The 787-nt window shown below is 51.2% G+C and carries 6 tRNA genes and 1 rRNA gene; all 7 read left to right on the plus strand.

Annotated features, from left to right (window positions below):
- Nucleotides 1–108, plus strand: a 5S ribosomal RNA gene (rrf, locus tag ADM98_RS00530); the annotation flags it as partial.
- A 9-nt stretch (nt 109–117) separates the two neighbouring features.
- Nucleotides 118–193, plus strand: a tRNA-Val gene (locus tag ADM98_RS00535).
- Between the two features lie 14 nt (nt 194–207).
- Nucleotides 208–283: transfer RNA gene (locus tag ADM98_RS00540), tRNA-Thr, on the plus strand.
- A 62-nt stretch (nt 284–345) separates the two neighbouring features.
- A tRNA-Leu gene (locus tag ADM98_RS00545) sits at nt 346–432 on the plus strand.
- Nucleotides 433–472: 40 nt separating this feature from the next.
- Nucleotides 473–546 (plus strand) — tRNA-Arg (locus ADM98_RS00550).
- A 4-nt stretch (nt 547–550) separates the two neighbouring features.
- Nucleotides 551–627: transfer RNA gene (locus ADM98_RS00555), tRNA-Pro, on the plus strand.
- A 22-nt stretch (nt 628–649) separates the two neighbouring features.
- Nucleotides 650–725: transfer RNA gene (locus tag ADM98_RS00560), tRNA-Ala, on the plus strand.
- Nucleotides 726–787 lie beyond the last annotated feature (62 nt).

Raw genomic sequence — 787 nt, forward strand, 5'->3', positions numbered from 1 at the left:
CGATAGCCAAGTGGTCACACCCGTTCCCATGCCGAACACGGAAGTTAAGCACTTGAACGCCGAAAGTAGTTGGGGGCTTCCCCCTGTGAGGATAGGACGCTGCCAGGCGATACATATGGAGGATTAGCTCAGCTGGGAGAGCACCTGCCTTACAAGCAGGGGGTCGGCGGTTCGATCCCGTCATCCTCCACCATTTTTATTACACTTGCCGGTGTAGCTCAGCTGGTAGAGCAACTGACTTGTAATCAGTAGGTCGCGGGTTCGACTCCTGTTGCCGGCACCATTTTTATCTTTAATGATCACCAGAATTCAATTGTGAATGAAGGTTCTACCTTTTATATCCCTGCCGGGGTGGCGGAACTGGTAGACGCACAGGACTTAAAATCCTGCGGGGGTTTCCCCGTGCCGGTTCGATTCCGGCCCTCGGTACCATTTTTCATTTTGGATGTTTACTGTTTGATCCTTATATTCCGCACCCTTAGCTCAGCTGGATAGAGTACTTGACTACGAATCAAGGGGTCGGGAGTTCGAATCTCTCAGGGTGCATTTTCGGGAAGTAGCTCAGCTTGGTAGAGCACTTGGTTTGGGACCAAGGGGTCGCAGGTTCGAATCCTGTCTTCCCGACCATCTTCAATTTCATCCCTTTAATGGGGCCTTAGCTCAGCTGGGAGAGCGCCTGCCTTGCACGCAGGAGGTCAGCGGTTCGATCCCGCTAGGCTCCACCATTTTTATGACGAACTTTGAAAACTGAACGATGAGGCAAAAACGTATTCTACGGAATACAAAA

The organism is Exiguobacterium sp. BMC-KP, from assembly GCF_001275385.1.
Classification (GTDB): Bacteria; Bacillota; Bacilli; order Exiguobacteriales; family Exiguobacteriaceae; genus Exiguobacterium_A.